This is a genomic window from Bacteroides cellulosilyticus, assembly GCF_020091405.1.
Classification (GTDB): domain Bacteria; phylum Bacteroidota; class Bacteroidia; order Bacteroidales; family Bacteroidaceae; genus Bacteroides.
The window spans coordinates 4,613,475-4,637,560 of record NZ_CP081903.1 but is presented as its reverse complement, the minus strand read 5'-3'; the positions used below and the strand labels follow the sequence as shown (position 1 = coordinate 4,637,560).

At 42.0% G+C, this 24,086-nt stretch carries 24 protein-coding genes and 1 tRNA gene; 3 read left to right on the top strand and 22 right to left on the bottom strand.

Annotation, left to right across the window (positions count from 1 at the left end):
* Window positions 1-8: 8 nt before the first annotated feature.
* The 10 genes from K6V21_RS17400 to purU form a co-directional block, all read right to left on the bottom strand.
* Window positions 9-902 (bottom strand): Rpn family recombination-promoting nuclease/putative transposase, encoded by an 894-nt coding sequence (locus K6V21_RS17400; RefSeq protein ID WP_224319365.1) that lies wholly within the window; start codon window positions 900-902, stop codon window positions 9-11.
* A gap of 158 nt (window positions 903-1,060) precedes the next feature.
* A complete protein-coding gene (locus tag K6V21_RS17395; RefSeq protein ID WP_224319364.1) occupies window positions 1,061-1,375 on the bottom strand; it encodes a nucleotidyltransferase family protein in 315 nt (104 codons plus the stop codon).
* Between the two features lie 160 nt (window positions 1,376-1,535).
* A complete protein-coding gene (lysA, locus tag K6V21_RS17390) occupies window positions 1,536-2,696 on the bottom strand; it encodes a diaminopimelate decarboxylase (protein ID WP_224319363.1) in 1,161 nt (386 codons plus the stop codon).
* Between the two features lie 95 nt (window positions 2,697-2,791).
* Window positions 2,792-4,111, bottom strand: coding sequence for an aspartate kinase (locus K6V21_RS17385; RefSeq protein ID WP_022391971.1), 1,320 nt, complete (start codon window positions 4,109-4,111; stop codon window positions 2,792-2,794).
* 21 nt (window positions 4,112-4,132) lie between these two features.
* Complete coding sequence (locus K6V21_RS17380; RefSeq protein ID WP_007209750.1) at window positions 4,133-4,858, bottom strand: cell division ATP-binding protein FtsE; 726 nt, start codon at window positions 4,856-4,858, stop codon at window positions 4,133-4,135.
* A 38-nt stretch (window positions 4,859-4,896) separates the two neighbouring features.
* The gene (hisIE, locus tag K6V21_RS17375; RefSeq protein WP_029328897.1) at window positions 4,897-5,508 is read right to left on the bottom strand and encodes a bifunctional phosphoribosyl-AMP cyclohydrolase/phosphoribosyl-ATP diphosphatase HisIE; all 612 of its coding nucleotides are present in this window, start codon (window positions 5,506-5,508) and stop codon (window positions 4,897-4,899) included.
* A 73-nt stretch (window positions 5,509-5,581) separates the two neighbouring features.
* The gene (gene hisF, locus K6V21_RS17370) at window positions 5,582-6,340 is read right to left on the bottom strand and encodes an imidazole glycerol phosphate synthase subunit HisF (protein WP_007209752.1); all 759 of its coding nucleotides are present in this window, start codon (window positions 6,338-6,340) and stop codon (window positions 5,582-5,584) included.
* 89 nt (window positions 6,341-6,429) lie between these two features.
* The gene (hisA, locus tag K6V21_RS17365; protein ID WP_224319362.1) at window positions 6,430-7,161 is read right to left on the bottom strand and encodes a 1-(5-phosphoribosyl)-5-[(5-phosphoribosylamino)methylideneamino]imidazole-4-carboxamide isomerase; all 732 of its coding nucleotides are present in this window, start codon (window positions 7,159-7,161) and stop codon (window positions 6,430-6,432) included.
* A gap of 16 nt (window positions 7,162-7,177) precedes the next feature.
* Entirely contained in the window at window positions 7,178-7,771 is a 594-nt protein-coding gene (gene hisH, locus K6V21_RS17360; protein ID WP_224319361.1) for an imidazole glycerol phosphate synthase subunit HisH, read from the bottom strand.
* Between the two features lie 9 nt (window positions 7,772-7,780).
* Window positions 7,781-8,638: a formyltetrahydrofolate deformylase gene (gene purU, locus K6V21_RS17355; RefSeq protein WP_217715534.1), complete on the bottom strand. Its 858-nt coding sequence runs from the start codon at window positions 8,636-8,638 to the stop codon at window positions 7,781-7,783.
* Window positions 8,639-8,977: 339 nt separating this feature from the next.
* Here purU and K6V21_RS17350 point away from each other — a divergent pair.
* Window positions 8,978-9,051: transfer RNA gene (locus tag K6V21_RS17350), tRNA-Asp, on the top strand.
* A 142-nt stretch (window positions 9,052-9,193) separates the two neighbouring features.
* On the opposite strand, the gene K6V21_RS17345 is transcribed toward K6V21_RS17350, so the two are convergent.
* The gene (locus K6V21_RS17345) at window positions 9,194-9,976 is read right to left on the bottom strand and encodes a DUF4377 domain-containing protein (RefSeq protein WP_224319360.1); all 783 of its coding nucleotides are present in this window, start codon (window positions 9,974-9,976) and stop codon (window positions 9,194-9,196) included.
* A 164-nt stretch (window positions 9,977-10,140) separates the two neighbouring features.
* On the opposite strand from K6V21_RS17345, the gene K6V21_RS17340 reads away from it, so the two are divergent.
* Window positions 10,141-10,764 (top strand): hypothetical protein, encoded by a 624-nt coding sequence (locus K6V21_RS17340; protein WP_224319359.1) that lies wholly within the window; start codon window positions 10,141-10,143, stop codon window positions 10,762-10,764.
* Between the two features lie 55 nt (window positions 10,765-10,819).
* Here K6V21_RS17340 and K6V21_RS17335 read toward each other — a convergent pair whose 3' ends face one another.
* From K6V21_RS17335 to K6V21_RS17290, 10 genes are all read right to left on the bottom strand, one after another.
* Window positions 10,820-11,593: a class I SAM-dependent methyltransferase gene (locus K6V21_RS17335; protein WP_007209821.1), complete on the bottom strand. Its 774-nt coding sequence runs from the start codon at window positions 11,591-11,593 to the stop codon at window positions 10,820-10,822.
* A 249-nt stretch (window positions 11,594-11,842) separates the two neighbouring features.
* A complete protein-coding gene (locus K6V21_RS17330; RefSeq protein WP_224319358.1) occupies window positions 11,843-12,313 on the bottom strand; it encodes a GyrI-like domain-containing protein in 471 nt (156 codons plus the stop codon).
* 20 nt (window positions 12,314-12,333) lie between these two features.
* Window positions 12,334-13,170 carry a zinc finger domain-containing protein gene (locus K6V21_RS17325; protein ID WP_224319357.1) on the bottom strand — a complete coding sequence of 279 codons (837 nt, stop codon included), beginning with the start codon at window positions 13,168-13,170 and terminating at the stop codon, window positions 12,334-12,336.
* 17 nt (window positions 13,171-13,187) lie between these two features.
* Window positions 13,188-14,321, bottom strand: a complete 1,134-nt coding sequence (locus K6V21_RS17320; RefSeq protein ID WP_224319356.1) for a GyrI-like domain-containing protein — start codon at window positions 14,319-14,321, stop codon at window positions 13,188-13,190.
* 73 nt (window positions 14,322-14,394) lie between these two features.
* On the bottom strand, window positions 14,395-15,705 hold the full coding sequence (locus K6V21_RS17315) for a DUF58 domain-containing protein (protein ID WP_224319355.1): 1,311 nt from the start codon (window positions 15,703-15,705) through the stop codon (window positions 14,395-14,397).
* Window positions 15,702-16,676, bottom strand: a complete 975-nt coding sequence (locus K6V21_RS17310) for an AAA family ATPase (RefSeq protein WP_029328080.1) — start codon at window positions 16,674-16,676, stop codon at window positions 15,702-15,704. The genes K6V21_RS17315 and K6V21_RS17310 overlap by 4 nt, the downstream gene beginning before the upstream one ends.
* Before the next feature lie 11 nt (window positions 16,677-16,687).
* A complete protein-coding gene (locus K6V21_RS17305; RefSeq protein ID WP_217715542.1) occupies window positions 16,688-17,965 on the bottom strand; it encodes a DUF4350 domain-containing protein in 1,278 nt (425 codons plus the stop codon).
* The gene (locus K6V21_RS17300) at window positions 17,962-18,576 is read right to left on the bottom strand and encodes a DUF4129 domain-containing protein (protein ID WP_224319354.1); all 615 of its coding nucleotides are present in this window, start codon (window positions 18,574-18,576) and stop codon (window positions 17,962-17,964) included. Before K6V21_RS17300 ends, K6V21_RS17305 begins: the two co-directional genes overlap by 4 nt.
* 16 nt (window positions 18,577-18,592) lie before the next feature.
* On the bottom strand, window positions 18,593-19,525 hold the full coding sequence (locus tag K6V21_RS17295; protein ID WP_217715544.1) for a hypothetical protein: 933 nt from the start codon (window positions 19,523-19,525) through the stop codon (window positions 18,593-18,595).
* Entirely contained in the window at window positions 19,506-20,468 is a 963-nt protein-coding gene (locus K6V21_RS17290) for a stage II sporulation protein M (RefSeq protein WP_007216298.1), read from the bottom strand. The genes K6V21_RS17295 and K6V21_RS17290 overlap by 20 nt, the downstream gene beginning before the upstream one ends.
* Window positions 20,469-20,568: 100 nt before the next feature.
* Between K6V21_RS17290 and K6V21_RS17285 the strand changes: the two genes are divergently transcribed.
* Entirely contained in the window at window positions 20,569-21,294 is a 726-nt protein-coding gene (locus K6V21_RS17285) for an RDD family protein (protein WP_217715545.1), read from the top strand.
* A gap of 46 nt (window positions 21,295-21,340) precedes the next feature.
* On the opposite strand, the gene K6V21_RS17280 is transcribed toward K6V21_RS17285, so the two are convergent.
* On the bottom strand, window positions 21,341-24,076 hold the full coding sequence (locus tag K6V21_RS17280; RefSeq protein WP_224319353.1) for an ATP-binding protein: 2,736 nt from the start codon (window positions 24,074-24,076) through the stop codon (window positions 21,341-21,343).
* Window positions 24,077-24,086 lie beyond the last annotated feature (10 nt).

The window sequence follows — 24,086 nt, the reverse complement described above, 5'->3', positions numbered from 1 at the left end:
TTCACACCCTATAGGTTCCTGATTTCATCCTCTGACAGGCCTGTGATTTTAGAAATAAATGCATAATCAGCTCCCTCAGCTTTCATGCTACGAGCATTAGCAAGACGTTCTTCTTGACGTCCTTTTTCAAGACCTTCCTCAAGACCTTCTTGACGTCCTTCTTCACGTCCTTCTTGACGTCCTTCTTCACGCCCTTCTTCTTTCGCTGCATCCATCACACACAAATTAGTGCGGTATACATTTACACTATTCTCATAACGTTCACGCTCCTCTTTACTAAGAGAAGCCACATCGGCAATTTCTTCTAACTTTTCGAAGACTGCCTTGCGGGCCTTAAAAGGCATTCGTTTCAGTGTCTCCATATTCTTTAATGTATATATCCAACGTTCAAAATCATTCTCACATTCTTCTTCCTCCTTCTGAAAAAGAGGAAGAGCTATAAATATCTGGCGCATTCTGTCAGTGAATAACTCACCCGTATCACGGTCGGCAAGGATGACGTCAGTCCTCAATTTAACACTGCTGTCAAATAAAAAGTTCATAAAGAAAACTCCATATACAGCTTTAATACCGAACCGCCATTCATTCCCTTTCTCAGCCTGTTGCACTATCGCATTAGAAAGATAATAAAGCGCACGTTCCTTAAAATGCAACTGAGACTTATTCTGCATCTCTACGATTATCTTTTCACCGGTATCGGTGCAGCAATAAATATCATAGATAAGACCTCGCCCTTCGTTATACTTAGGCAACTGTTCATTGTTCAAGAATGTGAGATCTGTTATCACCCGTTCACCCTTCAGCAAATCATTTAAGAAGTCTATTAACAAATCCTTAGAAATCTCTTGGCCGAATATTTTCTTAAAACCGTAATCGGTGAACGGATTGATAAATTTTCCCATTGTTGTGTGTTATGTGACAACAAAGATACAGAGAATTATCATATCTGGTACTACAAATAGCCTTTTTCTCACAGATTAATCTTCACAATGCTTATTCTGCTATAAAATAGTAAAAGTCTGACTTGTCCTTCTTTTACTTTCCTCATCTAATATTTCTTTCATAACACAATACCTTCATTTACTACATTTACATAAAAAGGGGTCTTAAATGGACGATTCTCCCAAAGCTTCTTCAACATTACTATCGGACTAATCGCAACGCCGGTTTTCAATTCCAATTCATAAAGGGGCAAGGTTATTGCTTCTTCCTGAGCCAATGTCAGTTTCTCTCCCTCAAGCAAAATCAACAAATCAATATCACTGTCGGAGCGAGCTTCCCCTCGTGCTTCCGAGCCAAACAGAATGGCTTTTGCCGTAGGCGCTATACCACATACTGTCTTTCTTATCTGTTCTATAATCTCTGACCGTCTCATTTTTAGAAATTTGAGTTTATGTACAAATATAAGCATTTCTCCTCTATACAGATACTAAAACCATCGTATTTCTTTAAGGAGAATAGCCATTCGCCTGCAATAATACTCTTAATCCTTTATCAAATGGCGAATACCGTCAATCTGCAAAAGGTTATTCCTGTTATACCAATTCGTCCGATGTATACCCCTTCGGCAACTCACGGCAGTTATAGCTTGAAGCCATAATCTCACCATAGGCACCGGCAGAACGCAACGCTATCAAATCTCCGCGCTTCACCTTATTCAAGTCTATCGCCTTGCCGAAGACGTCGGAAGACTCACAGATAGGCCCTACCACATCATACGCCTCCACAGCTTCCTCGGAAGTGATATTCTCTATCTTATGATAAGCCTGATACAATGCCGGACGAATCAAATCCGTCATACCGGCATCGAGAATGGCAAATTTCTTATTAGCTCCCTGTTTTACATAAAGCACACGGGAAATCAGCGAACCGCACTGCCCCGTTATGGCACGCCCCAGTTCAAAATGGAGCGTTTGATAGGAACGCAATTTCAGGTGCTCGGCATAGGTATCAAAATAATCTTTGAAGTCAGGTATCGCCTGGCGGTTAGGATGCTTATAATCAATCCCCAGTCCGCCACCTACATTGACGTGCTCGATGCGGATGCGGTGAGATTCCAGTTTATCCTGCAATTCGTTCACACGGTTGCAAAGAGCCACGAAATCGCCCATATCCAATATCTGCGAACCAATGTGGAAGTGCAATCCGATGAACTTTACGTTCTTCATCTCCAGCGCCACATCTATCACATTGTCCATGTCCTGCATACTGATGCCGAACTTGTTCTCCGCCAGTCCGGTAGTGATATTGGCATGGGTATGTGCCCCCACATTGGGGTTGATGCGGAAAGCTACATTCGCAACCTTACCCTTTGCCGCAGCCAGTTCATTGATGATTTCCAGTTCGGGGATGGACTCTACATTGAAACAGAAAATATTATAATCCAAGCCGAGGTTGATTTCCCAATCTGCCTTGCCCACTCCGGCAAACACTATCTTATTCGTCGGGAAACCTGCCTTGATTGCCGCACGGACTTCACCGCCACTTACACAGTCGGCCCCCAATCCGTTCTCACGGATGATGGAAAGCACTTTAGGATTGGCATTTGCCTTCACGGCATAGTGCACGTCAAAGTTGCCATGCTTTGCAGCTTCGGTGCGCACACAGGAAAGGGTTTCACGCAACACCTTCGTGTCATAGTAATAAAACGGGGTGCGCAACTCACGGAATTTATCTATGGGGAATGTTCCTTTCATATTCTTTATCTAAATATAGTGTATTCTTTGTTCAGTTAAAAAGAGCGCTTTTATCAGGATTGGTAAAAGCGCTCGGGTTGTATCAGGGTTATCTCTTATTCCTCGTTGAACAGTGCATCACTAAGCGACTGCAATGCCTTATTCTTGTCGCACTCACGGATGAGGAAAGAAATATTGTAGTTACTACCACCGAATGAGATCATTCGTACCGGTATGTCGCGCATGGCATCCAGTGCCTTCGCTTCGAAACCGACATTCTCCCATTCCAAATCACCTACCACGCAGACGATACACATATCCTTATCCACCGTAACGGTTCCATACTTCTTCAGGTCGTCCAGAATCTCGTTGAGATGCTTCGTATTATCAACAGATACAGATACTCCTACCTCAGAAGTACAAATCATATCGATAGAAGTCTGATAGCTTTCAAATATTTCGAATACCTTGCGCAAGAAACCATGGGCAAGCAACATGCGGCTGGATTTAATCTTAATAGCCGTAATGTTATCTTTTGCTGCAACTGCCTTAATTTTGCCCTTCTCAGTATCATTGGAAATCATAGTACCGGGAGCGGTAGGGTCCATCGTGTTCAGCAAGCGCACCGGGATATTGGCATACTTGGCAGGCTGTATACAAGTGGGGTGAAGAATCTTCGCACCAAAATAAGCCAGCTCGGCAGCTTCTTCAAAATGAAGATGGCGCACGGGAGCAGTCTTGTCAACGATACGCGGGTCGTTATTGTGCATACCGTCAATATCGGTCCATATTTGGATTTCGGAAGCATTGATAGCTGCACCGATCAGAGAAGCGGTATAGTCGCTTCCACCACGTTGCAGATTGTCTATTTCTCCGTAAGCGTTACGGCAAATGTATCCTTGCGTAATGTAAATCTCAGCACCGGGATGCAATTCCAACTGCATCTGAAGTTTCTCCTTAATATATACAGGATCGGGCTCCGCATTCTTATCGGTGCGCATATATTCCAAAGCCGGAAGCAAAATGGACTTCACACCACACTCTTGCAGGTAATAGTTCATCATGGCAGTAGAAATCAGTTCTCCCTGTGCCAGAACCACTTTCTCCTCAAACAGCGTGAAAAGGTCTTTGGTATAAGAACGGATGTAGTCAAAATGAGATTTAATCAGTTCCTGGCCTTTCTGTTTATACTCGGGAGTGGAATACAGCTCATTCACATGCTGTTTATATTTAGCCTCCAGCTTGTTAATGATTTCGTTGGCACCCTCCGGATTTTTCTTGTACAGATAGTCCGAAATTTCCACCAATGTATTAGTTGTGCCCGACATAGCCGAGAGTACAACTATCTTCTGTTCACCATCAGTGATCAATTTGGCTACTTCCTTTATCCGCGGTGCAGAACCTACGGAAGTACCTCCAAACTTTAAAACTTTCATTTTCGTTCCTGTATTAAATGATTATATATTATTATTTGTTTCTTCTACAGTCGGCATCATCCCCGAATACTCGGACGTTACATCTGTTATTTGATGACCTGCACAGCGATATACCTGTCCCGGAAACTCGTGAAGCAGATGGAGGTTGTGCGTAGTCATCAATACCAGTGAGCCACCCGTGCGGCTGATGTTATGTAATAGTCCTACAATAGCACGTCCCGTTTCCGCATCCAGATTACCGGTCGGTTCATCCGCCAGGATAATCTCCGGAGAGTTGAGCATAGCACGGGCAATAACGATGCGTTGCTGTTCGCCTCCCGAAAGTTCGTTAGGGAACTTATATCCTTTATTACCCATTCCTACCTGCATCAGCACTTCAGCAATACGATCTTTTATTTCCGATTTGTTTTTCCAGCCCGTAGCCTTCAATACAAAAGCAAGATTATCGTTCACCGTGCGGTCAGTCAACAATTGGAAATCCTGGAACACGATGCCCAACTTACGACGCAACTGCGGAATATGCTTGCGCTTAATACGACTCATATCATACCCTAGTACCATTGCTTCGCCAGCAGTAATATCCAGTTCTCCGTAGAGTGTTTTTAGCAAACTGGTCTTACCCGAACCTACCTTACCGATAAGGTACACAAACTCTCCCTTCTGCAGCTCAAGGTTTACCTCATTCAGCACGCACAAGTCCTGTTGGTGTACTTCCACATCTTTATATCGTATCAGCGGTTCAGCCATCTTTCTATAATTACAAATTACGAATTACAATTTACGACTTAGTGTTTCTTCCACGAAGCGCTATGACGTTCCTGCAATTCGCGTGCCAAATCTTCCAAACTGTATCCTTTGGATGTTAACAACACGATGAGGTGGTATATCAAATCGGCTCCTTCATAGATCAACCGTTCATCAGTTCCGTTACAAGCTTCGATCACTGTTTCCACAGCTTCTTCACCCACTTTCTGTGCCATTTTATTCACACCTGACTCAAACAGACTGGTTGTGTAAGAACCTTCCGGCATCTCTTCATGGCGCTTAGTAATAAAATCCTGAAGATGCTTCAGGAACATTACAGGCTGTTCATTCTTCTCACCCCAGCATGTATCCGTACCTGTATGGCAAACCGGCCCCACAGGGTGTACCTGAATCAGCAATGTATCCTGATCACAGTCTTCCTTGATAGAAACAACATTCAGGAAATTACCACTCTCCTCACCTTTCGTCCAAAGACGGTTCTTGGTGCGGCTGAAAAAAGTCACTTTACCGGTTTCTACCGTTTTGTCGTAAGCTTCTTTATTCATGAAGCCCAACATTAACACCTTAGCGGTGTCTGCGTCTTGTATGATTGCCGGAATAAGTCCGTTCATTTTATCAAAATCCATTTTTATATAATTACGAATTACAATTTACGAATTATAATGCGGTATAAGCATCCTATCATCTTACCATTTTATCATCCCCTTACACCGTTCGCATCGAGATTCCCTGGGCGCAAAGATACGATTTTAAATCGGGAATTTTAATTTCTCCGAAATGAAAAACGCTGGCTGCCAACGCCGCATCTGCTTTTCCTTGCAAAAACACATCACGAAAATGCTCTTTTGCTCCTGCTCCGCCCGATGCAATCACCGGAATAGAGAGGTTATCAGACATTTCAGCAAGCGCTTCATTAGCGTATCCGGTCTTTACGCCATCATGATTCATGCTGGTGAAAAGTATTTCTCCGGCACCACGCTCCTGAGCTTCTTTGGTCCAGGTAAACAGTTCTTTATCTGTTTCTACGCGGCCTCCATTCAGATAGCACCACCAGCCTTTTTCAGTTTGTTTGGCATCTACCGCCAACACACATACCTGCGAACCGAAGTTCTTAGCTATTTCATCAATCAGTTCGGGACGGCGAATTGCAGAAGAATTGATAGAAATCTTATCTGCACCGGCATTCAGCAGACGGTCTACATCACTCAATTCGTTGATACCGCCACCTACCGTAAACGGAATACTAATATTGGCAGCAATGCGCTTCACCAACTCTGCAAATGTCTTGCGACCTTCGAAACTGGCTGTTATATCCAGAAAAACCAATTCATCAGCACCTTGCTCACTATACGCACGTGCCAGTTCCACCGGATCGCCCGCTTGACGCAAATTGACGAAATTGGTTCCTTTCACTGTTTGTCCGTCTTTGATATCGAGACAGGGGATAATTCTTTTCGCTAACACCTTTAATGATTTATGATTTATAATTTATGATCTATGACTTATGACTTATGAATGAAGACTTAGAAACCGCATATATCCGCCTCCATAAATCATAAATCAGAAATCATAAATCTTTCAATTTCCTTCAAAGTAATACGCCCTTCATACAGAGCCTTACCAAAAATAACAGCCGGTACCCCAGCCGTCTCCAATGCACGTATATCTTCCATACTGCTGACACCGCCACTTGCTATCAGGTAAAGGTCGGGATGTTCTTCCAGCATTTCCTTATACAGTTTAATAGAAGGCCCCTGCAACATACCGTCACAACTAATATCCGTGCAAATTACTTTCTGAATGCCTTTCTCTACATATTCTTTCAGGAAAGGGAACAATTCACAAGCACTTTCATCCTTCCAGCCATTCACAGCTATCTTCCGGTCTTTCACATCCGCACCAAGAATTATCTTCTCACTGCCGTAAACTTCCAGCCAATGGCAGAACAACTCAGGATTTTTCACCGCAATACTGCCGCCTGTAACCATCTGCGCCCCATTCTCAAAAGCTATCTTCAAGTCTTCATCACTTTTCACACCACCACCGAAATCAACTATCAGGGAAGTCTGTGAGGTGATTCTATTCAAAACATTATAATTGACTACATGATGAGAAGCCGCTCCGTCCAAGTCTACCACATGAAGCCGGCGAATACCGTGCGCCTCCATCTCTTTGGCCACTTCTACCGGATTTTCGTTATACACCTTCTTACTAGCATAGTCGCCTTGTGAAAGGCGTACACACTTTCCGTCGATAATATCTATTGCAGGAATAAGCTCTATCATATATTCATCTACTTAATTATAATTCTAAAAAATTGCGCAGGATACGTTCTCCCACACCCCCACTCTTCTCCGGATGGAATTGGGTAGCGTAATAATTATCCTTATGCAAGGCAGCGCTAAACGGTTGTATATAATCCGTCACAGCAGCTGTATATTCATTGACCGGAATGTAGAAGCTATGCACAAAATAGACAAACTCTTCTTTTGTAAAACCTTTGAATAAGCCACTGTTCGTCTCAGTAAGCGTATTCCAACCCATGTGAGGCACTTTATCCTCATGCTTCTGTGGAACGAAACGCTTCACTTCCGTATCAAAAATCCCCAGACAATCCACATCTCCTCCTTCTTCAGAATGGCGACACATCACTTGCATACCCAGACATATCCCTAAAAGAGGTTGTCTAAGTTCCTTAATCAATGCATCCATACCACTGGCACGCAGAAACTTCATGGTTGTTTCCGCCTCGCCCACACCTGGAAAGATCACTTTGTCCGCCGCACGCAATTCATTTTTATCCGCCGTTACCACAGCCTCCACGCCCAAACGCTTCAGTGCATAATCCACCGAATAAATATTACCCGCATTATATTTGATAATCGCTACTTTCATGAATATACCTTAACTAAATATCACTGTTTTATTCTTATATGCCAGTACCTTGCGCTCAATATGCTTCTGCACGGCACGTGAGAGAACAATCTTTTCCAGGTCTTTCCCCTTATTTACAAGATCTTCTACAGTATCTTTATGAGTGATACGAACCACATCTTGTTCAATGATCGGTCCTGCATCCAATTCTGTTGTTACATAATGACTGGTAGCACCAATGATCTTCACACCACGTTCAAATGCTGCATGATAGGGTTTTGCTCCCACAAATGCAGGAAGGAAAGAGTGATGAATATTGATAATCCGATTGGGATAGGCATCAATCATCCGCTCTGAAATCACCTGCATATAACGCGCCAGTACAATAAAGTTCACCTTATGTTTTGCCAGCAATTCCATTTCTTTTTTCTCCTGTTCTTCTTTTGTCTCCTTTGTAATAGGGAACAGATAGAAAGGTATTCCGAAACGTTCGGCTACATGTTGCAGGTCGGGATGGTTGCTTATAATAAGAGGAATCTCGACGTTCCACTCTCCTGCCGTATAGCGTGCCAGCAAATCGAACAGGCAATGCGACATCTTAGACACAAATATCGCCATGCGTGGTTTCGCATCCGAGAAATAGAGACGGAAAAACATTTCATATTTCTGTGCGTACAGCGTAGCAAAATAATCTTCAATTTTCTCTTGCGGTATCAGGAAGTTCTTCAATTCCCATTCGATACGCATGAAAAAGATATTCTCCACATGATCGACATATTGGTCCAGATAGATAATATTTCCCTTGTTTACCGTTATAAAGTCTGTCACTTCTGCCAGAATTCCCGGTTTGTCGGGACAGTGAAGTAACAGTTTGGCCGTTTTCATCATCCTAAATTATCGTTTTTATCGTTTTCAAATTACAATTTTCTCGATTTGAGTTTGCAAAAATAACGATTTATTGTAAAATAACGAAGTTTTCGAGCAAGAAGTTTAAATCAAGCAACAGAAAGCTTCGTTTTCATTACAAAACTATCCCAATCCCCTTTCACAAAAAGCTCTGCAAGAACTTATTTTTTTTCATATTCCAATGTTCTCAAAATGAGGATATAAAAGGAAAAGTGATAAAATCAAGCAAAAAAATTTCATCGTAGCTATTGCAGGTTTCAAAGAAATGCCTACCTTTGCAACCGCAATCGAGAGAGAAAGCAATTAAAGAAATGAAATTATGGTGCGTTAGTTCAGTTGGTTAGAATACATGCCTGTCACGCATGGGGTCACGGGTTCGAGTCCCGTACGCACCGCTTAAAACTCTGAAATCGGATGATTTCAGAGTTTTTTGTTCAATACCGGATGATTCCGTCTAATAGCAATTACATTCCAAACCTTGATGTATCCACCTCTTTCAGATTCTTTTTCTTTGTATTTCAAATATTATTTTAGAGTTTATTCAGCAAATGTGCCTGTAGACATAAAGACTACCGAATACATAAAATAATCCTCACCCTCTGTTTGCGGTTGTTCAAATAGTTGCTTATAAATAGGCTCAGGCTCAGGTCCGAAAAGTAAATCTGCATCCGGAGTGTAAATACCACAATACCATACAGGAGCCGCTTTCATATTAAAGCGCGGAATACCTTCTATTACAAATTTATAAAACCCAACCTTATCGCTATCTTTTACGACTCTTGTCAGTCCTCCGTAATTGGTACCCATATTATATCTCAACCCTTTTAAAGAAATATACCTATCTTCAACCAGGCTACCCTCTGCAAATTTCTTTGCTTTACAGGTAAAAGGTATTTCATATTCACCACCTTCGGGAGACAGAATAAAAGGATTAGGGCCATCTACTTTTATAGTGTATTCATACTCTACTTTTGCCTTCGATATTACATCTATCAATTTGTAGACAATGCTACTCCCATCCGCAGGAGGATCAACCAAGGTTCTTTTCTCAACCCATAAAGCATACTCATAGCCTTTTTCGTAAACGAAATCAGTAATTCCTTGAAAATCCAGCGTTTTGTAGTCGCTTTCACTTTCTTCTTTCACCAGCATACAATCGATGGGAGAATCACTTCCCCAAGGCTGATAAGTACCTGTTTTGTCAGAAATAAGCATTTTTACAGTTTTTACTTTATCTTGTGGTTCATCATCACTACAAGCAACAAAGCCAGTGATTGACTGGATTAATAGCAATAATCCTAATAAGCGTTTTGTCTTCATAATGTTTTCTTTAAGTCTAGTTTTTTAATTATGCAAAGATATACAAAATCTCTTTAAGTTTATTATAAACAAAGCCTTTTATTTCTTTTCTCAGAAGAAGCTTGAATAGAATTTTAAAGGAGATAGGCTATATGAAGATATAAAAGCGTACCTTCGTCAACAGAATGAGATATCGAAGAATAACAACCACCGGACAAATCCGGGAAAAAAAGAAAGAGCGCAGGCAATCTATATATGTCTGGCTGATAGTAATTGTGATCCTGGCAATACTTGTCGGAGTGGGTTATCTGGCCACTCCCAGTACTGTATTGCTCCAGCAAACAGCATTTCGGGGTATCAGTTATCGCCCACTCATGGCATTCGTGATGCTTTTCACCGCCATTTTTGTCATTGTTATTGGCATACTACTGGCAGATAAATACACAAAAGTCGGATATTACCTGAAGACCATCGCCTGTGGCATTGTCATAGGGATGCTTTTTCACGGTATGGGTATCAATCTGTTACTGAATATGAATCGTTGGTTAGCAAGTAAGACTCCCGTACGCAAAGAATACAGGGTAACAGAAGTCCGTTTTCTAAAGCCCAATAAATTGGCTCGTTATCGGACCATATTGCCTGAATGCAGAATTCTGAAAGCTGTCGACCAGGATAATCCTGACGACTGCCTTTACTTCCATGTCCCCATAAATGCACAAGTAGCCATGGGATGTATATTGCATGTTACAATGAAAAACGGTATCTTTGGATGGAAAGCAGTGGATGAATTAGAGTTTTACAACCCATAAAAGAGGCCGTATCAACAAAGGATTATCATCCATTCTGATACGGCCTTTTCTTCATTTAGATTTTCTTTCCGATATAGAATACATAACCATAAAAGTCTTTATACTTATAGTATAATTGTTGCTCATGGCGCTGATTGGCAATCAGTTCTTCAGCCGCCTGATTACCCGCATATTTTCGTAGAAAGTTTTCTTGGGCTTCAACCTGCGGCATATAGAAATGCTCGATCCAGCAATTTTCCGGTATACAGAAACAGGCTACAGGGATATATCCGGCCTTCTGCATCTGTGCCAGCTTATTGGGAATCGTATTTATTTCAGGATAAGCATCCATCCAGAAATCATTGATCTCAGCCGGACGTTCGTCAGTGAACCATGATACCTCTGATACGGCAATATAACCGCCTTTCTTCAAAAACGAACGCCATAGATTCAACCCGTATTCAAAACCAATATTATAGATGGCTCCTTCCGACCAGATAAGATCTAATTCTTCATTCCGGAACGGGAGTTCATCCATTGATCCAATAATACCTTTCACTCTATCCTGAAGGTTAAAGTGCTCGGCATTACTATTGAATTGGTTGATAAAATCAGGAAACAAATCAATGCCTGTGATTTGCCCCGGAGTATGTTGCGCCAGCGTAATCGTTTGGCCACCTGTGCCACAACCCAGATCAGCAATCAGAGATTTATCCGTAAGCCCCTCAACAAAGCTAAGAGCCTTGATTGTCGTTTCAGCACTTCCCGGTCCCTGACGTTCTACACTTGAAAAGTATTCGCAGATTAAACTAAAATCGAATTCGTGAATAGATTTATTTTCGTTACTCATGATGTTTAAATTTTATTGTTAATATATAGGTATAAAAATAACTCCTGCAAGAATATGCACGAGTTGAACTAAAGGATAACCGAGAGCATAATGCCCACAGTTATTTACTTACCGAATCCTTCTTAACTTTAAACATCCAACATTTTTTTATATCGCCACAAAGATAGGCAGACTTTTTATTCCTGCAAATTATCAGGAGAAAAAAAGAAAGCCGCTTTTCTCTAAGCAGCTGTAGACCAAGCACAAAACCTACTTTAATGGCATCACTACCCTTGTGACATGTTCCTTTTCAGGCACCTCCGGTCCGGTATAATAATGCTCCACACTCGTCCCTGTCGGTTCATATCCTTTTATCTTTATCCACGCCGCCATTTCATTATAGAGGTTTGCCAATTCATCATACGAACCCTTATGCAAACAAACTACTACTTTTCTTGACGGAATAATAATGCTTCGCATATCACCTTTATCCGGAAGCGGATTTGCCGTATAAAATCCGATAACCATTTGGATCTTATCAGTTGTCATCTCTTCATAAGCCGAATACTCCACAAATGGTATATCCGAAGGCAGTTCATTCATTTCTTTCAGATAAGTTCCTATTCGCATGAAACCTTCTCCAATATACTGCCCCAAAGAATTCATGTCGGCACATTTTTCCACAATAATGGCCGTCTGCTCCGGCTGTTGCAGGAGCATAATGTCTGTTACTTTCGCCATAACTATAATTTAAGTTGTTATTATATTTTCCTTATTTTCTGACACTCAGGACAATAGTAAACCGACCCTCCAAGATAGGCTTCTTTCACAATCACACTGCCACAGCGCGGACAGGGATTCTTCCATGTTTTGGAAGAAAGAATCGTTTTATACCCTCCCTCATTTCCATAAAGATCCGTCTGGGTATCACGACCTCTTCCGGAAGTCATAGCCATTAAGGTATCCTTCAGAGATTTAAAAAGTACCCCTTTCTGTCCATCCGACAAATCAAGCACTTTCTGTTTCGGGTGAATCCCGGCATTGAATAGAATATCCTGCATTACCCCATTGCCTACACCCGGAATACGTTGTTCGGTAGCCAGCAGAGCTTTAGCCGTCAATGTCCTTTTGGCTGAAGCAAATAATTTCTCAAATTCCGCTTCCGTATAAGCATCACTCAACGGAGAAATACTTTCACGACTTATCGTATAATATTTATTATCGATAACGCCATCGGGATAGACACTGATAAAACCATACATAGCAACCGTGAATACAAGAAACGATTCATCTTCAAAAGTCAGCAGCAATTGGTAATTGGCAGGAACTTTATCACCCGGATTATAGTAACGTACGCTCACCCCATCACCGATATTCATTATCACATTGCCCGACAGGTAAAAATCAACAAACATTCCATATCCCTTAGACGACAGAATCGTTTTTCCGACGAGTAACTTCCCATACTCCAGTGGATCGCCACTATAGAACGTGAACTTATGAGGCTTGGTAGCATTGAACACTTGCGTAATCGTTTTACCACTTAAAACATCATTGGCTTGCTTACTCAGTGTAAGTACTTCTGGCAATTCTAACATACTCTTATATCATTTAGTTATTTATCAATAGGAATATAAATCTCCGTCAGCAATCCCTCAACCGGTGTTTCATCCGGTGCATTAAGATACACCTCAAACGTCAACGGACGTTTCTGATGATACATACTGTAAGGAAACCATTGATTATAGATCGTCTTATAAAATTCAGGTAAATCAGAATAACTGCCTTTATACCTGAAAACAGCGTACATCCCTCCGGGAATTTCCTGAAGTAATAATTTCCCTTCGGACTTGACACTCCCTTCAACCAGAACCCCGATATAGAACCGCCGTTGTTCCATCGGTGTAACCCAAGGATTATCCTGACTTATACTCACAAAACGATTACCGGGACCATTCTGCAAATGAACTGCTTTATAATGCAGTAATTGCTTCCAGATTGTAGTGTAAGCATATTTATCACGAAAAGTATCACCTACTTCTATGCAAACGGCTTTCAAAGTATTGATACGTTTAATTTTAGCCTCGGGCATACTATCCGGTTCTTGTTTCGCATTGACAGATTTATACTTTTCGCGATAAGCTGACATTGAAATGCCGAAATGCTTCTTAAAAGCCTTTGCCAGACTAAACTTTGTCTGATAATTAGTCTGCATACCTATCTCTTCAATACTCTGTCCGGTAGCGATAAGCAGATGGGCAATATATTCCAGCCGTAAACGTTGGATATATGTACCGATATTCTCACCGGTAACATTCCTGAAAACCTTTCGGAAATGGAAGAATGAAAGGTGAACCATTTCAGCCAACTGTTCAGGATCGAGTTCATGAAAGAGATTTTGATCAATATAAGTCCGAACCCCATTGACAGCTTCATAGTGAACATGTTGCGTCATCTCTTTCTGTCGCCAGCGTTTCAGGGTGGGAAGGCGCTTATTCAATAAGGTTCTTAATTCTTGTGGAGTATAGTCGGTTCCCGAATACCAATTGTACTTATCTGTGTATTTCACCCAGATATCCACCATTTCATTCATAGAGATATCCACTGTATAGTTCCCATCTTTCAGACAATAGTAACAATACTCATCACTGCAGGAGTGATCGGCATTGGTACCTAAATACTCTTCCACATCAAAACGGAGGGGCATCCCGCAACTTTGGCAGTACTGTTTGTCCACTGTTTGATTCATGGCACAAATATACGATGCCTATTCCGGATATGATTATCCAAAATAGGCATCTTTTATGATTTGCTCCTGTTTTTCAGAGTAATTGTCTTGATTTCATCTCCAGATACTTGTTTATCACATCAATCGAGAGATTTTCAGGTGTAGTCAATAAAGAATAGATACCATTCTGTTTCAGTGTAGATACAATCAGACGCTTCTCAAAAGCAAACTTCTCTGCAATGACATGGCGGTAATATCCCTCCGTATCCTTCGCAGGAGCGGCAATATACGTTTTCATATCAGCATCTTCAAAGAAAACAACAAGCAAGCGATGCTGACGATTCAGTTGCTGCAAATAAGCCAATTGGCGATTCATACTTCCCATACTGGAGAAGTTGGTATATAAAACCAGGAAACTGCGTTTGCTGACATGTTTATTGAAATGCACGCAGAGAGAGGAAAAGTCCGTTTCACCAAAGGTAGTCTGCTGGCTATAGAGATTCTCAAGCAGAGTTTGCATCTGACCGGAAGCCTTTGAGGCCGGAACAAACGAATCGAAATGTTCATTGAAAGTCACAATCCCTGCCTTGTCCTCTTTCCGCATGGCAACGTACGAAAGAACTAAGGAAGCATTGATTGCATAATCCAGTAAGGTCATTCCGCGAAATGCCTGCTGCATAACCCTTCCCTTGTCTATCACACTGTAAATCTGCTGTGAACGTTCATCCTGATATACATTCACCATAAGTTCATGCCGGCGGGCACTGGCTTTCCAGTTGATTGTACGGTAGTCATCCCCCTTGACGTACTCTTTTATCTGTTCGAACTCTGTATGATGCCCTACACGACGAATACGCTTGATTCCCAGCTCCGTCAGATTATCACTCATCGCCAGCAATTCATAGCGATGCAGCATCAGATAAGAAGGATACACTTTAATATCCTGCTCCTCTCCGCATGTATAACGCCGGGAGAGCAAACCTATCCGACCGGTTACGAATACGCGAATCTGTCCGAAACCATAAATTCCCCGGCTTGTCGGACGTAAATGATAACAGATTTGTTTTCCTTCATTCGCCTGAAGCTGTACCCAGAAACTGATATTTCTCTGCTGAAAAATGAAAGGTACTTCATCGATAACCTCCGCAAAGACAGGATACGGATAGCAGCTTTCCACCCGAAGATTCACCGCATTTTCGTCCCCATTGGAAAAACGAGCGGAACATTGACGGAATGCCCGAATCCCACGAATCCGGTAAAGCATATATCCGTCTGCCAGCACCGACAGCAAGAGGACAAAAAGCAACCCCTGCCCGATGGTAAACAACGGAGCAAAAGCATACCCACTACCCATCAACAGGATAATCAGGATGAGAACCATATAAAACCGACGGGTCAGAATCATTTCGGGACTTCTACCTTATCAATCAGGCGTTGCGTTACTTTCACTGGTGAATAGCCCTCCATTTCAGCTTCCGCCGTCAGGATGAGACGATGCTGAAGTACGTATGGAGCCACAAACTTGATATCCTCCGGTGTCACAAAATCACGTCCCTGCAAAAGCGCATAAGCCTTCGAGGTCTGCAACATGGCCACGGATGCACGCGGAGAAGCCCCCAGATATACAGCTTTACTTGTACGCGTCTGCTGTACAATCAAGGCGATGTACTGAAGCAATGTACGGTCTATAAACACCTGCTTCATCAGATTACGAAGCGATAAAAGCTCCTCTTTGGTAATAGCCGGGGTAATGTCCTCCAGCTTCACAAATGCAGCATTCGTATGGTGACGCTCCAGAATATTCACTTCTTCATCCAATGAGGGATAATCCATCGTCAGCTTCATCAGAAAACGGTCAAGTTGTGCTTCGGGCAATTTATAAGTCCCCTCCTGCTCCACCGGATTCTGTGTAGCCAGAATCGTATAAAGTTCTCCCATCGGATAGGTCGCTCCGTCAATGCTGACCTGACGCTCTTCCATAACCTCGAACAAGGCAGCCTGTGTTTTGGCAGGAGCACGATTTATTTCATCTACCAGTACAATATCAGCAAAGATCGGACCGCGATGGAAATCAAAATCATTGGTTTTCATGTTGAATACCGTTGTACCCAGCACATCACTCGGCATTAAATCCGGAGTAAACTGGATGCGGCTGAAATCTGCGTCGACCAGACGGGCAACCAGGCGTGCCAACAATGTTTTCGCCACTCCCGGCACTCCTTCTATCAACACATGCCCATTTGCCAACACAGCGGTCAACACCAAGTCCACCATCTGTTCCTGCCCTACAATAACGGAAGCAATCCGGTCTTTCAACTCTTGTATCTTCTCGGAAAAGAGAGTTAGATCCACCCGTTTTTCTGTATTCTCTTCCATAAACTTCTTCTTTATATATGATCGATTATTTCATTCATTTTATCAATAAACTGCTTCATTTGCTCCGCAGTTATCGTTTGCCCTCCATAAATCACCGGTCTGACCGTACGGATAAACTTACCGATTTCTTCCGCACCCATACCGGTCTTCTGAGCAATCCTATCGAAAGAGCGTTCATCATCCGCCACGTCTTCCACATCCACCTGGATTTCTCTTCTCAACTCTTCGGCAAAGTAAATATACTTTTTATGAACCAGGTCAGCATGGTCTTTCTTCTGAAAATAAAGCGTACCGATCAGTTCTGTAAACTCCATGGATTTATTTTCCGGTTCATGAATCACAGGTATCACACGTTGTCTTCTTCGCGCAGTAAATGCCATAAAGAGCAGAATGGCAATCATTGTCAGATACAAAGCCCAGCGAAGCGGTCGTTGCGAAATAAAATAGCGGAAAGGAGACATCTGTACCTGTGCAGCTTCCTCCAGATACCCCTCTGTGCGTATTATCGGAAACTCTCCCATCTGAGACAACAGACGGAAAATATAAGCAGCATTCTTTCCGTCCAGTACACCATAATTGGTAAAAAGCAGCGGAGTAGAAACCAAAATAATTTCCCCTTTTCCCCACGAACAAGACATGGCAACCGGAACATTGCAAAGGGTATCCACTTGCAATGAATCAAACTTCACCCCAAAGTTATATCTGAATTCATCTGATGAAATAGATTTCTCCGCCAACACTTTCACAGAGAGCGAGTCCTGCCAGAAATAAGAGGAACACAATTGCGGATAAAAACGAAAGATCCGCCGGGGATAGACAGTAGAATCTCCTACCCAATGCAAACTATCCTTCGACAACAACGAAGCGGCATACTTTCTCAACACAATCGGATTAAAATAAGAGTAGCTACTCTCAAACCCCAGTGTATCCCGTAAGTTTCCTGTAAATGAATTACTCACCAACATTATTTTATTTCCCCGCTCCGCCCCTTTCAACAAGGCATTCACATCTACATCTGTCAAAGCCAGATGATTGTTAACAACCAATATCGCCCGGCGGGAAACCGTATCTTCCTGCTCCAACTGATAAAAGGTTTTCCCGGATACCGAATATCTCATCGGCAATGAAGCAGAGAGCAAACTATCAAAAACAGCACATCCGAAAGGCTGTTTATCATAGTGACTAAAAGTAGGAGTCCATACGAATTTCTTCGGCAACCGACATTCTATTGCAAACATCAGGACCAGAAAGGATACGATACAGATGATAAACCAATGGCTTCCTCTCATACAGTGCCTCCTTTCTTCACCTCTTCCTGCAAAGACCGCATGACATGAAACAATGCTTCCGTAGCTTCAAAATTTCCATAACGCACTCGCAGGAAATGATTGGTCAATTGTCGGAAAGCGGGCATCCGCACTTCATAAACATATTGTGTAGGCGTTTTGTAGAGCTGCCAGTCTATACGTTTTTCATCACTGAGTTGTTTCAACGTCTGCAAATACAGCAATCGTACCGCTTCCCGGTAATCACTACGCGAAAGCGCGTCAGCAATACCTCGCGCAAAGTCAACTCCATAAATAGTGTCTTCTTCCACCGCATAAGGCAAAGCATTTTTACGGGAAATCATGAATAACTCCGGTCGCTTCTTGTAAACGAACCAGATTACCAAAATTAAAAGAAGGATAGCAATGCCTATCAGAATAAGCTCCGAGTATTCCTCCGCAAAATGGCTGCCGAATATTTTTTGCAGAATCTTTCCAAACCAGCTGTTGAACCATTCAAACACATTAATATCAGGAGCCATCAACTCACGGCCATAGTCATACGCCGGATCAGATTGCCACACGGCAAGCTGGGCAGTATCACATACCAATGTATCAGCCGGAGAAGTTATCATTTATACAAATCTGTTTTTAGAGCTTATCAAAATTATCGATATCACTTTCCACCATGATATTGTCCACCTTTTCCGAAGCATGTCCGTACTGATACGCCAGACCTACAAGTGAAAAGATCATAGCAAGATAGGCACCGAATGCCTGGACAATGGCCAACAGATAAAGCATAAAATTATATCCTACCGATACCGTAGCCTCACTGCCTCCACTACTCATTGCAAATATGGATTTCACGATAGTGCCTATATACCAGGGCATCATCGTCACTCCCTGTAAGATACCGGCAATCAACCCCATAATAAGGGAAATCAGGAAAATACCTCCCCACGTAGCAAAACCCAGACGAAAAGTCTTCTTCAAAGACTCCATAACGGAGATATCCTCAAAGAGATAAATCGGTGCCCAGAGAGCAAGTGGTACAGCCAAAATAATCACAAACGGAATCACCAGGAACAGGGCGGGCCAAATCAGTGCCGCCATAAGTCCCATAATCACCCCTAAAAGTACCATTAAGACCAATCCAAAAAGAGTCATCACAACCAATCTTTTCACATTACGGAGCAACATCGGCCTCAACATCCCCAAAGTTACGCCTTGCAGACGTTCGTCACGTTCGTTGTAGGTTCGGATCAATGCATAAATCAAAGAAGTCAGCGCAATCGTTCCTATCAAAAAAACAAACATGTACAGACTATAATAAGAAAAGAATGACATCATTAGAGATGCATCAGAAGACACGCCACCACCTGATAAATCAGTCAGCACCGCTATATATCCCATCAGTCCGTTCAAACTCAGCGCTTGAATAAGACAAATCGGTAAAAGCAGATACGTAGTAAATTTCAGCATCAGCTTCCAGTTTTCTTTTATAAAATCAAAAGACGCACTCAGTTTCTCACCGAAATTACGTTTTACATACATTGCGATTTTAGGCTTTTGTGATTCCATGTCGTTTTCTATTAGGTAGATAAATATAGTAGAATAAAATAAATGTCAGGGATGTAAGGATCAGGCCGAGTCTCAACATATCCGGCAGTTGGGTATGGCGTGTGAGAAAACCTTCAATAAAACCTGCCATAATAAACACAGGGACTGTCCCCACTACAATTTTCAATCCTCTTTTCGCTCCTCTTTTAAAAGACTCCAGTCTTGAATAAGTTCCGGGAAAAAGCCATCCGTTACCTAAAGCCAAACCGGCAGCACCGGCTACAATGATAGCCCAGATTTCGAGCGTTCCATGCAACCAGATGGCAAGCATAGAATCCCAAAGCAAACCGTGCTGATAAAAGAATGTTTGGAAAGCTCCCAACATGACTCCATTACTGAAAAGCATATAACCTGTACCAAAACTGGTCAGTATCCCCATTGCGAAGCAATTGAAAGAAACCATAATATTATTCAACGTGATTCCCAAAAACATCGGGACCTCAGATGAACTATTGTACACCGCCATGGGTTCGCCATTCGCAATATTGTCCAACGTCATGTCTACATAAGAATTTCCCATAATCAGGCGGACAAAATCCGGATCAGCGGCAGCGGATATGACACCGACCAAGGCACTCACTATAAAAATCAGGAATGAAACCAGCAATTCCCGGCGCGCATCGTGCATAACCTGAGGAATTTCCTTCGTCCAGAAAGTGATGACTCTCGACCATTTCTCACGCTTGTTCCGATAAATTTTATTGTGTAAAGCGGAAGCGAGATTATTCAGATAGATAGTAATACGGGAAGTCGGGAAATGCGTCTGTGCAAATGCCAGATCGGCAGTAAGATCCGTATACACATCGGCAAGCCGGTCAGGAGACGAGTTTGTGGCTTGCTCCACCACGCCTTCGGCTTCTTTCCATTTTTCTATATTCCGACGAATAAACGTTACTTCTTTCATATTTTTACTGACTTCGAATGAGTTTTGTCTGAAATCAATAACAAAAGTAAGAGAATAATGATATATTTGCAACGAAATACTTAGAAATATTCAATCAGCAATGGCAGAATCTACTATTCTTACGGGGCAATTTGTCCGCATCAGCCAGACGCCCGCCAGTATTGGCGAGCGAATCATTGCTTTGATTATTGATTACGTTCTGATTGGGTTCTATATATTTTCAACTGTAACGGTATTATCCAAGCTCCGCCTGCCTTCGGATTTCACAATGATTTTCTTCCTGGCTGTAATCTATTTACCGGTGCTGTTCTATTCTTTTCTATGTGAGATGTTCAATTACGGACAAAGCCTTGGGAAACGACTGATGAACATCCGTGTTGTAAAAGCTGACGGTTCCGTTCCAAGCATAAGCTCCTACTTACTCCGGTGGCTCCTCTTCCCTATCGATGGCCCGATTACCGGAGGTCTCGGACTATTAGTCGCCCTATTAACCAAAAACAGTCAACGGATGGGAGACCTTGCCGCCGGCACCATGGTTATCAAGGAAAAAAATTATCGCAAGATACATGTCAGCCTTGACGAATTTGATTATCTGACCCAGAACTACCAGCCTACTTATCCGCAAGCCGCTGACTTATCGCTGGAACAGATAAACGTAATTACCCGAACCTTACAATCCGGGAAAAAAGACCGCATACGGTACATTGCACAACTGACAACGAAAGTTCAGGAACTTCTTTCCGTGACACCCCGCGAGGACAATCAGGAGAAATTTCTCCAGACCGTTCTCCGCGACTACCAGTATTATGCATTGGAAGAAATCTGATTCCTCCGCTATAAAAACATCGATCCAAGTCCTCCCTCTATCTAAATCAATCCCCATTTGCATGTCTCAATGTATTCTGGTCTTCTGATGCATATTGACTCGGAGAAACTTTATATTCGGCTACAAAACATTTCGAGAAATAAGACGGATTTGAATAGCCGACCATATACATCACTTCCGAAACAGAAAACCTGTTTTGCGACAATAAAGCAGCTGCCTTCTTCATTCTTATCCGGCGAATAAGGTCTACGGGAGTGACTCCTACCAACTGCTTTACTTTCCGGTACAATTGTTTATTATCCATCTCCACTAATTGGCAAAGCATAGAAACATTGAATTCTGTATTTTCCATGTTTTCTTCCATGATGGCAACAAGCTTGGTTATAAATGCTTCCCCTGTATCTATTTCTTTCTCCTGTATCTGTACAGGTTGCCCGATTGTTTCAATACTCAGTCGTTTCTCTAACCTGCGCCGGGTTTTAAGTAGCTGTTCCAGCCGCAGTTCCAATTTATCAATATCAAACGGCTTAGCTATAAACGCATCTACTCCTGCTTTCATACTTTTGAGTTCTGTATCTTTATCATCCTTCGCTGTCAACATCGCAATAGGTACTAAAGCTATCTGCATTTTTTTGCGTATCACCTTACAGAATTCAATTCCATCCATTTCCGGCATTATCTGATCTACAAGAATTATGTCCGGATGGTGTTCTGAGGCAATGGTTATCCCATCTTTTCCATTAAAAGCATACAGGCAACAGTATTCTTTAGAAAAAGCTTCCACCAGATAGGTTACCATTTCAACGTTATCATCAACAATCAATAATATGGGTTTTCCCGAAAGCAGGCTCAATTGTTGATCCGTCTGAAAACTGTTCTGCACGGAAGATATACAGTTTGCACCGGATAAAGGTAAGGTTACGGTAACTAAAGTTCCACATTTATCGCCGGCACTATTAATGCTGACATGGCCATCATGCAGTTCTATAAACTTCTTAACTATATACAGCCCAATGCCACTTCCATCTTTACGTCTCTCTTTGTTTTTACTCTGAAAATAGCGGATAAAGACATAAGGAAGATCTTCATGCCTTATGCCACTGCCGGTATCCGAAATCTGTATAGTCACCGTTTCAGCTTCCTGAATTATACTAACTTCGATTTTTCCCCCTTCAGCAGGAATGAATTTAATCGCATTAGTGATTATATTCGATATTACAGATTCCATTTTTATCATATCCAGATTCATCCATATTTGTTCTCTATCGGATATGAGGACCGGCCTGATATTTTTCGATGCAAAAGCCATGGAGAAAGTATCCAGGATATTCCTTGTAAAAGAACATAATTCGATATTAGAGCGAATCAAAGTGTTCTCGCTTGCGCAATCAATCTGCTTGAAATCAAGCACTTCATGAATCAATGAATTTAATTTCAATGCATGTCCGTATACAGACTCCAGCCGCTTTTTATGTTCCGGCTTCTTAATTTCTGTAATCAGAGTACTTAAAGGAGCTATGATCAGGCTTAAAGGAGTCTTGAGTTCATGTGAAATATGAATGAAGAAGTCTAATTTCAGATTTGACAATTCTAATGTTTTCTCTTTCTCTATACGCTCATATTTCAGCTTGATATTCCTTCGGATGTATTTTATGATAATAAAAGCGATGCCTACCAGTATAAGTGTATATATAATATACGCTATCACCGACGCATACCATGGCGGAAGAATGGTAAAGCCAAACTCCGTAACCGGAGATATCCGGGGATTATCAGAGTTCCCACTCCGCATAAGCAACTTGTACCTGCCGGAATGTAAATTGGCAAAAGAAATATAATTCCGTCCCGGCTCCAATTTATTCCATTGCTTCGTATTTCCTAAACGATAATAGAACTCTGTTTCCGACGAATAAGCTAATGTAGAAAACTCAAATGTCAGATTCTTCTCCGTATGCGGCAATTCTATCCTATTCTGGTATCGGATACTACTCCCGATATAATCCACCATAGGTAGCAATCGCCTGTCATTGCTTCTGACAGCTGTTATAATAACCGGACTTGCTTTCTTTTCTTTCTTTATAGCATGGGTGGGCATATAAGATATCCCATCATATCCTCCCCACAATATAACCTCATGTTGCTTGTCATAAAATCCTGCCTGATAATACCTTCCTGGAAATGCGACACCCGTTCTCTGCAAAGAAGTTACATCCCATGCCATGACTCCTTCTGTACACGAAACCCAGATATTCTTATTTTCCAGTACGAAAGAATGCACCAGACTTCCTTTGGCTAATTCACCTATTTTCTCAATGGCACAAGTCAGGACATTGATTCTATAAAGTTCATTGTCCGACGAATACCAAATAGACTGTATTCCATCATAAATCATCTGATTCAGACCAATGTCCAGTATGCGTGTTTTTCGGGATTTACAGTCTATCCGGGCTAATCCTTTTTGAGTATTAACCCACATAAAACCATAATTATCAGCCTCTATCTGATAGGCAATCTCACTAAACTTTGTTGAAACAAGTGAGTCGGATAAATTCCATTCCGCCCGAAATAAAGCCTCATGATCATGTGCAAGCAATTCTTGCTTGTCAACGATGAATATTCCACCCAGATAGGTTGTAATCCATAAATAACCATATTTATTCTCATAAACATCATATGCCCAATTAGCTTTCTTCTGATTCAGCCTGTCTACTATATTGTAATGTATAAACTCTTTTTTCTTTCTATCATATCTTGCCACCCCGGCATCCGTAGCAATCCACATGATACGATCA